This is a genomic window from Mesorhizobium sp. M0051 (assembly GCF_040323235.1).
In the GTDB taxonomy this organism is placed as follows: Bacteria; Pseudomonadota; Alphaproteobacteria; order Rhizobiales; family Rhizobiaceae; genus Mesorhizobium.
In genome coordinates, this window is the sequence record NZ_JAMYUT010000069.1 from 1 (window position 1) to 9,078 (window position 9,078).

5 protein-coding genes and 3 pseudogenes are annotated in these 9,078 nt (G+C 59.1%); 4 read left to right on the forward strand and 4 right to left on the reverse strand.

Annotated features, from left to right (window positions below; translation table 11 throughout):
* Positions 1 to 96 precede the first annotated feature (96 nt).
* Positions 97 to 576: an ATP-binding protein gene (locus tag NKJ90_RS32860; RefSeq protein ID WP_352487730.1), complete on the reverse strand. Its 480-nt coding sequence runs from the start codon at positions 574 to 576 to the stop codon at positions 97 to 99.
* A gap of 297 nt (positions 577 to 873) precedes the next feature.
* Between NKJ90_RS32860 and NKJ90_RS32865 the strand changes: the two genes are divergently transcribed.
* The gene (locus NKJ90_RS32865; protein ID WP_352487736.1) at positions 874 to 1,026 is read left to right on the forward strand and encodes a hypothetical protein; all 153 of its coding nucleotides are present in this window, start codon (positions 874 to 876) and stop codon (positions 1,024 to 1,026) included.
* Between the two features lie 100 nt (positions 1,027 to 1,126).
* Here the strand turns inward: NKJ90_RS32865 and NKJ90_RS32870 are convergent.
* A pseudogene (locus tag NKJ90_RS32870) lies at positions 1,127 to 1,272 on the reverse strand (type II toxin-antitoxin system RelB/DinJ family antitoxin); the annotation flags it as partial.
* 386 nt (positions 1,273 to 1,658) lie between these two features.
* Here NKJ90_RS32870 and NKJ90_RS32875 point away from each other — a divergent pair.
* Complete coding sequence (locus NKJ90_RS32875) at positions 1,659 to 2,912, forward strand: metal-dependent hydrolase family protein (RefSeq protein ID WP_352487731.1); 1,254 nt, start codon at positions 1,659 to 1,661, stop codon at positions 2,910 to 2,912.
* 651 nt (positions 2,913 to 3,563) lie between these two features.
* On the opposite strand, the gene NKJ90_RS32880 is transcribed toward NKJ90_RS32875, so the two are convergent.
* Positions 3,564 to 5,120 (reverse strand): ISL3 family transposase, encoded by a 1,557-nt coding sequence (locus tag NKJ90_RS32880; protein ID WP_352487732.1) that lies wholly within the window; start codon positions 5,118 to 5,120, stop codon positions 3,564 to 3,566.
* Positions 5,032 to 6,131, reverse strand: a pseudogene (locus NKJ90_RS32885) (GntG family PLP-dependent aldolase). The gene NKJ90_RS32880 and the pseudogene NKJ90_RS32885 overlap by 89 nt, the downstream one beginning before the upstream one ends.
* A 482-nt stretch (positions 6,132 to 6,613) precedes the next feature.
* Here NKJ90_RS32885 and NKJ90_RS32890 point away from each other — a divergent pair.
* Positions 6,614 to 7,081, forward strand: a complete 468-nt coding sequence (locus tag NKJ90_RS32890; protein WP_352487733.1) for an Lrp/AsnC family transcriptional regulator — start codon at positions 6,614 to 6,616, stop codon at positions 7,079 to 7,081.
* Positions 7,082 to 7,787: 706 nt separating this feature from the next.
* A pseudogene (locus NKJ90_RS33655) lies at positions 7,788 to 8,800 on the forward strand (IS110 family RNA-guided transposase).
* Positions 8,801 to 9,078: the final 278 nt, after the last annotated feature.

Sequence of the window (9,078 nt, forward strand, 5' to 3'; positions counted from 1 at the left end):
TCACCAGCGTGCCATGGCCGCTTTCGCCTCAGCGCAACGACCGTTCTCTCTCCAAAACTTTTTGCAGAACCTTCAGGACACTATCGACCGGACGCGCTAGCGCGCGTCTATCTCCACGGGGGGCGACGGCAGGATCGTCGCGGCAGGCCCGATGGCCAAGGGCCGAAGCAAGCCAACTCTTTCGACGCCGCAGGGGCCCGTAATTAGTAAATTGTGGCTGGCACGGACCCAGTCGCCGGTGGCGATCTTGAGCAAGAGAGAGTGATCCAGCTGTGTGCACGGCACGGTAAGGGACATTCTGACGGTGGCGGTGTGGCATACCTTTGCCGTGCGCGCTCGGTGCTCGAAGCGCAGTTGCTGGCGCAGCGTCTTCTCCTGTTCGAGCAGCAGGTCGAACCATTCGCCTTGGTCGAGGTTACTGGCCTCGGGCTGCGCATTGAGGCCGACGAAGCCCTTGGCCATGCCATGGTCAAGGATTTGCAGGAGATCGAGCGTGGAAGTGAGGATAATCAGTCCTTTGGAAGTGGGTTTTCCGTGGAAGTAGCCGGGGCCGCGCAGGTCGGGGCGAACGGTCACTGTCTCTTCCACGGCAGGTCCGCTTGCCACTTTGTTGGTAAGGTTGGATGCGATAGCTTGGCAGCCGAGCGCTCCGATGGCGATGGTCCGCGGATATGGCATCCGCGAGTTCACGATCGATGTCCTTGAACAGGCGCGCACCCCCAGACATGAGCCGAAGCCCAGTTCGGAGTGCGGACGGCTGGCGAGAAGAGCGAGTCGGTCTGCGGGCCGGATTGATGGCCCCGGCGACGGAAGCGGTCCGGTCCAGTCGGCATAGCGCCGATCGGCACTGGGCATGTGATCTGGATCGGTTCCATGGCGAAGACGTCGATGGCGAGGACCTCCATGGCGGCGCTGGTGGACGGCAATACGCTTGCCGTGGTGGAAGAGATCGATGGTTCTGGCGGGGCGCGGATGGCGACCTGCTGGCGAATGGCTGTGCGGCACGGAACAAAAGAAGGTCTTTAACTGACGAACGGTCGCGTTGGCTTCTGCTAGCGAGAAGAAGGTCTGATTGCGAATATACCGTCGCGGTCGGAATGCGCGAAGGCGGACCATATGAGCTTGACGAGCTCGGAGCGCCTGCCCTGGGCCGCGCCGCCGAACGCCGCTTGGTAAAATGTGCCTCAACCTCGTCATCGGGTACGTCGGGCCGGGAGTCGGTCGGCGCCTCTAGCACCTTGCCCGGAGCCAGGCATCATGCGGCATACATCCAACGTCAATAAGTTCCGGGGCATGATCGCGCTCGCGTTAAGTTCGAGCCGGCGGTTCGAGGCGTAGATTCGGCAGACCGGACTGAAGCAATCAATCCGCGCAGCTTTTGAAACGCTCATTGCAGGCCTGGCATCAGATTGAGAGTTGTTCGACAGGAGAGCTGTGCAATCTATGGGCGGCGCTTCGTCAGGATGGTGATCTGAAAGATCGAATCGCCGACGCCAGAGAAGCAAGGAACGAAGAAGGGCTGAGCTTCTCACTCCCCAGGGCATGATGATTGTCCTCAGCCTCAATCAGCTCGGCGATGGCTACGTGATGCCGTCGATTCGAGACTGAAAATCTGAGCTGAACTTGAGTTCTACAACTTCACAAGGAGCGCAACGCTAATGTCCATTATTATCAAGGGCGGCAAGATCATCGATGGAACGGGCAAGGAGGCTTTTTTGGGCGATGTCCTGATCGATGATGGCCGCATTCTCACGGCAGGTCTGGATATCGCAGGCTGTAGCGACGCCATAGTGATCGATGCGGCGAGTCATACGATCATTCCGGGGCTGGTCGACACACATGACCACATCTGCTGGGGTGAGACTGTTGACGAGCCCCGTTCCTGGACGGCGTTCTCGCAACTCACCGAAAAGGAAGCTGGTTTCTTCGATCTTACCGCCAAGGCGGGTCGCGACGTCGCCATGGGCGCCTATGCTTGTCGCAAGACTCTTCTTGCCGGCTTCACCACCATCCGCGACGTCGGGTGCTCAGGTTACAGCGACATCGTGCTACGCGAGGCAGTAAATAACGGCTTCCTAGTCGGTCCACGCATCCTTGCCTGCGGTGGCGGCCTCGCGATGACCGGCGGGCATGCCTGGTATACCGGCGTCGTCGAGGCTGACGGGGTCGACGCGCTTCGGGTCGCGACGCGGCGACAGCTAAAAGCCGGCGCCGACCTCATCAAGATATTCGCAACCCGCGCGGGCGGCGGGGAGTGGTCCGGCGGGCCGGAATACAGCGTCGAGGAGATGCGCGTCATATGCGACGAGGCGCGACAGCGCGGCAAGCACACTGCAGCCCACGCCGTAGGTGCGGAAGGCATCAAACGCGCTGTCCTTGCCGGCGTCGACACGATCGAGCATGGCTGCCTCATCGACGAAGAGGGTGCCGAGCTCATGGCGGAACGTGGGACTTGGCTGATTTCGACGCTATATCCTTACGAGCGTCAGGCAACGCGGGCGAAACAGTTCGGCTATCCGGATCACCTTGTGATTTCGTCCTCGGAGATTATGAAGGTCTATCCGGACAATCTCCGCATGGCCGCACACAAGGGCGTTAAGATCGCGCTCGGTTCCGACTGCGGGATGCCCGACCTAACCCTTCATGGTGAAAACGCGCTTGAGATCGTTCTTTACTCCAAATTGGTTGGCGTATCAGCCGTGGAAGCGATCCACCGGGCAACCGGGGCGGCGGCCGAGGCAATCAAGCTTGGCCAGGAGATCGGTACACTGACGCCCGGAAAACTGGCCGATGTGGTGGTCGTAGAGGGAGACCTGGAGGCAGATCTTTCGATCCTGCTGCAGCGAGAGAAGATCAAGCACGTCTTCCAAAGTGGCGTCCAATCTGTGAAGGACGGCCGCCTTATCGTTTGACCGGTAGGTCGGCAATTACAGAAAGTAGCGAGTGACGGGATAGTGGGTCGTCGGGATCGCGATGAGAGACTTCAATTGTCTTATGTTCGTGTTGTCGTGGAAGAGATCGGTGATTATCGCGTCACACTCCTCCATGTCGGCGACTTGCAGGCGCAATACGAAATCGGCATCGAAGGTTACATATAGCAGTGGAGGATTCGCTCGTTCTTGGGCTCAGATTTCTTGAAGAGATCGATCAGATCCGGTCGCTCACGTGCGATCGGAATGATTTCTGAGAGATCGGCCGTTCTCGGTCAAGAAGAACATCGGCAATTGTCGATGACCACGAGCGTGCGTCCTCGCTTCATCGTCGCATTCCCATTCGAGCCGCCTGGGAGGAACTGCTGAGCGATGTCACCGTGCCGACGATGGAACCTTCTTTCGTGGGGAACTAGTCGACGACGGGCTCGCAACCAACTTTTTGGGGTCAGGGCAGAATCCTGCACCAGCCACCTCAACATGTGCGGCATCAGTTGGTTCAAGTTGTGCCCGAAGTGGGGTAAAAGCTCCAAGCTCGCATTCGGGATCTGGGCCTGCAGCCACTCTGAGTGGCGCGGCGCTGTGATTTTTCATGGAAAGAGGGCTCTGACGCACTCTCGCTGCGGCCACAGCCTAAGTTGCACCGACGAGGCGCGCCTGGAGCAGATCAATCTTGGCGCGGCCGTACATTTGCCGCTTGATGAGTTTGAGCTTGGTGATCTGGCCTTCGGTCTGGCCATTCGACCACGGAGAGATAATGGCGTTGCGGACTGCGGCGATGTCCTTTTCGACCCCGTTTGCAAAGGAGCCGACGAGGCTTGCCTTCGCGTCGTCCAGCCAAGCGTCCAGTTTTGCGACCGCCTTTGATCGGATCATCTGCTGAAAGTCGTCGATCAGCGTTCGCGCGGTGATGAGGTCAGGAACATTGCTCTCGATTGCCGCGATCAGTACAGCGTCCGATTTGGACAGGTCGTCACGCGCCAGCGTCATGAGCCTGGCGATGCTTCGTGCCGAAGGCGTGCGGGCAAGTGCGCTTTGATCGGTCCTTTCAGCAAGGCGTCTGCGCCGCGCCCATTCAGAGACGACGCCGATCTGGCCACGAAAGCCTTTCTTGCGCATTTCGCGCCAGAGCGCCGAAGCATTGCGCGCGCCTTGGTCCCAGCGGCCGTCAAGCCAGGGAAGCCATTCCTCGAGCGAACTCTGCCGGACGCGGAACATGTCGGAGCGCTGACCGCGCAGGACGCAGCGGACGAGCTTGCGGCTATGTCCGGTACGTTTGACGATCTGCTTGATCGGCACACCCTGCTTCGACAATTCCAGAATGGCCTCGTTTGTCTCCTGGCGACGCAGATATCCTTCATATTGCAGCCGTTCGGCATAGGTGAGAAGCTTTGGATCGATGATGGTGCTGCCGACGGTCTTTCGGATATGCCGCATGGACTTGCTGACTGCATCAAGGAAAGCGCGGCTGGCGTTTTCCATCAGATGCCAGCGGTCGGCCACCTGATCGGCATGAGGCAGGGCCCTGGCGATCGCCTCGCCATAGCCGCCACCCCGATCGCGAGCGACAGTCACAATGGAAGGATGGTTCGCCAGCCAAGCCTGCGATGTCGCCTGTTCGCGATCAGGCAGCAATGTCACTGGCCTGCGGCGCTCAAGATCGCAGACAATCGTCCCGTATCGTTGGCCGCGCCGGAACGCGAAGTCGTCGATGCCGATGATGGCGAGCTTATCGCGCGGCTGTTCAGTCCGCCGGCGCACGACACGCAACAGGGTGTCGTTGCTCACCGGCATCATCAGGCGATCGGCAAAGGCGGCCGCAGGCCTGCCGCCCAGCGCCAGTCCCAAGTGATGAACGATGGTCTCAAGGCGTCCGGTTCTTCGCGACAACGGGCCCAATACACCGACGCCAAACCGTCCGGCAAAAATGCGGCGGCGGCAAAGAACGGCGTCGCACCAGAAACGGCGAACCGTCACCCGCAAGACCACCCGCCGGCCAGCGATGGGCAGATCGGCGGCTTGCCGCATATATCGGCTCTGGGTCCGGCGTGAACTCGTCCCGCAGCACGGGCACGTTGCCGAAAGCGCCGTAGCGCGCACGTCAAGAAATACACAATCCGTGTTGATTTCGGCATGCTCGACGAGCAACCCCGCCGGCGCCAGTCTCGTCGACCCAAATCTCTGTTCCATCGCGCTGATTCCCTCTCGAAAATTGCGCGACATCACCCTGCACCTGCAGCGAGATTGAGTCTGACCCCCTTTTGCGCGAAAAACCAGGGTCCCGATTCCGTGGTGATTGACAGCCTGGAATTTCGCGGATCTTCTCCGCCAGCAACTGCGCGCGACGATGGTCTTCGATCAGGCGGTCCACCATGGTTTGAAGCGCCACGGTACCTGCACTGGCCATGAAGCCGGCTTGACGAAGGCCTCCCCCCAAGAGCTTCCGATAGCGTCTTACCCGGTCGATAAAGGGCCGTGTCCCGCACACCATGGAGCCGAATGGAGCAGCGAGTCCTTTCGACAAGCTGAACATGATCGAGTCGAATTCCTTCGCCATCTCCGCCGGCGACCTCTTCGAGGCGATTGCCGCATTGAAGATGCGGGCGCCATCGAGATGCAGCGGCAGGCCGTGCTCTTCGGCAAGTTCGCGCACTTCCTTAATATAGGACTCAGGTAGGACACGCCCGCCACGTTGACAGTGCGGATTCTCCAGCACGATGACGCCTGGCGGCGCGCATTGGTAATCGCTCTTGTCGCGGATCGCCGAGCGCAGGTTATCCAGCGACAGCCGTCCGTCGGTTTCCGTCGGGACGGGGTGCAGGACGAGCCCCCCACCACCGAGACGCTGCCGGCTTCGAGGTCGTAGAGATCGGAGCGATCGCCAACGATCACCTCGTGGCCGCGGGGACAATGCGCGAGCAACGCAGTAAGGTTCCCCTGGCATCCGCTCGATAGGAAAGCCGAGTCTTCCTTGCCCAACATTTCGGCTGCCAATGCTTCAAGGCGGGTTAACGTTGGGTCTTCACCGTAACCGGCGTCGCCGACTTCCGCGTTAAACATCGCGTGCCGCATCTCTTGGGTGGGAAGGGTTACGGTATCGCTGAGCAGATCTATCATAATTCTCTCCCAAGGTGGCGTTGGCTGTCTTTTGCAAAACGGACCTTCGGCGCCGTTCCGCCCCGATCCAGCAGAGGTGAGCATCAACCGAAACGGCGCGAAGTGGCCCCAAACCCGTGGTAGCCGGCGAGATACCGGAGATGCCGGCGGGGCGCGACCAACAATGAGTCGAAATCCGCGCGCGCCATCACCTCACGCACCTTCTCCTGCCGCCCTCCGAGCTCTGATCGCGGGAATGGGACGCCGGTTAAAGGAAGTGCTGAAAATGTCGCAGCCATACGCCACTCTAATCGGTCTCGACGAGATTCGCCTTCACCACTAAATATGAGCATGGGGAAGGCAGGTTTGCGTCAAAATACATCGGTTTTTGAAGCACCGACCGCACAAAGCGGTGCGGTTCGAAATATCGTCAGCCTGTTGGAATTACGCGGGACCTACCTAGTTTAGATCCAGAGCCCGACGCGTATTTTTTCAATCTGCCGGACCTGTTACTACTTCTGTTTCATTATGCGGGCAAAATTGCAATAAGTGATGCGCGACCTTTTGCGATTGTGAATGTTCCTAACATGGCTGGCATTGCGATGGACGACCTAGATCGAAGGATTCTTACAGCCCTACAAAAGAATAACCGGCTCTCCTTTGCCGAACTCGCGGAACTTGTCGGTTCCTCAGCCGCCTCATGCATGCGTCGTGTGAACAAGCTGCGTTCGGATGGCGTGATCGTTGCGGACGTCTCGCTGGTCGATCCGAAGGCCCTTGGCAAATCGCTCACCGTTGTCCTTACCGTAGAGCTAGACCGTGAGCGTCTTGACCTTGTCGACGATTTTAAGCGCGCGATGCGCGCGGCCAAGGAGGTTACCCAGTGCTACATGGTTACGGGCGACGCCGATTTTGTGCTGATCGTAGCCGTCGAAGACGTCGAGGCTTTTGACGTCTTCGTCAAGACAAAGCTCTATACCAACCCCAATGTCCGAAAATTCCAGAGCATGATTGCGCTCGATCGTGTCAAGTTCGAGCCTCGGATCACGGTGTAGCTTTCGGCTGGTTGCGCTGAAGCCGTCAGTCCGGGCCGCGTTTTGAAACGCCTATTGTACGTCCAGCTTCGGATTGAACTTTCTCACAACGGCGGCGAACTTCTCAGTTCGTGACTGAGGGGGCATGCGCGCGCAGTGGATTGCGCGACCTGGAGTATGACCAGAGACAGCAGGGCATCATCAATTTCTACTGCGATCGCAAGGAGTTCTAGGCAGTACACGCAAGAGTCTCGTGTGCGCGGCCAAGAGACGTGGCGTGGTTCTGAGCTACAACAGCGAAGTCGCGTATTTGCTTGTCAACGACAGCGGGAAAGACGATCCAGGATGTCGAACTTAGGACACCGAGAGTTACGTTCATCTGCGTTCGCGCGATGTGGTTGTCTGCATGGGCAGCTACTTGGCGAGGTGTCACGCCAATACGGAGTGAGGCTAGATATTTGTCCAGCCAAGGTTACTCGGTTACGATTCCCACAAAGCGAGATTCCTACCCCAAGATTCAGCGATGAGCCACACAGGCCTGTTTACTCAAATCTCGGACATAGGTTATCGCAGGAACACGCTACGAGTTGCACTTAAATGCGCGCCAATGCCAAGCTGTCAATCGGCAGGCAAAGTTTTGCACACGATGACGTAATTGCTGTCGTTGCTCCTTTGAAGGAAGTCTTCGCCGACGGCAGAAGCCGCCGACTTGGATAAGGAGGTCGCAGTGAAACAATATGTCGGGCAGGATGTCTCGCAGCGGGAGACCAGCGTTTGCGTGGTTGATGATGCTGGAAAGATCGTGTTCCAGGGGAAAGCTAAGTCCGATCCGGGAGCATGGCGGAACTGCTGCGCAAGCGCGCGCCTGGCGCCGAGCGGATCGGCTTCGAGACGGGCGCCATGTCCAGTTGGCTCTGGCACGAGCTTAAGCGGGTCGGATTGCCGGTCGTCTGCATCGATGCTCGGCATGCGAAGGCGGCGCTTTCGGTGCGAATGAACAAAAGCGACGAGAATGATGCCCGCGGCTTCGCCGAGTTGGTTCGCGTCGGCTGGTATCGTGAAGTGAAGGTGAAAAGCGCTGAAAGTCAGGCCACCCGATCGATGCTGGTCACCCGGTCACGACTGGTCGGGATCCGCCGCGATCTCGAAAACCAGGTCCGCGCGATGCTGAAGGAATACGGTCTGCTGTTCGGACGGTCCATCGGTTCGCAGTTCAGGCGAAAGCCCTGGAGCTGGTTGCTGACGGGCATGAGCTTTTGCCGGTTATCCAGCCTCTATTGATCATTCGCGAGCAGGGAGAAGCTCGATCGGCAAGTCCGGCGTCTTGTCCATGGCGATGAAACCACCCGCCGGCTGATGACCGTTCCAGGCGTAGGTGTCGTGACCGTGCTCACCTTCCGACACACGATCGACGATCCGTCGCGCTTCCGCTCGGCCGCCAACGTAGGCGCCTATCTTGGCCTGACACCGCGACGAAAGCAGTCCGGCGAAACTGACATAAGCGGCCGCGTCTCACGTTGGGGAGATCGCCTGTTGCGGACCCATCTATACGAAGCGGCCAGCGTGCTCATGCACCCGACGAAGAAGTGGTCGACGCTGAAGGCGTGGGGCGTTCGTCTGTCGAAGCGGGTCGGCATGAAAAAGGCGAAGGTGGCAGTTGCTCGCAAGATCGCCGTTCTCCTACACTGCCTCTGGGTAGATGGCACCAGCTTTGAGTGGGGAACCGAAAGGATGGCGTAGCAGTTCGACCGCAAACCAGTTCTCGAGCCTCCCTTCGCGGAGCTCGTGGTGTCCCCGCCGGGACGGCGGTTGCGGTGACCTCGTTGTTTCGGCTGAGGACAACTCTTCCGTACTTCGTTCCACACGTTGAGGCACCCGACCCGAACATCATTGTAAGCGCGTAGGCATCCCCACGTAGCGTGCAGGCGGTTGATCGCTCATTTTCAGCATGAATCATGCGGAGAATCCTGTGAGCGACAGTATGAGCCATCATCGAACATTCGAGATTTTGACGGCGG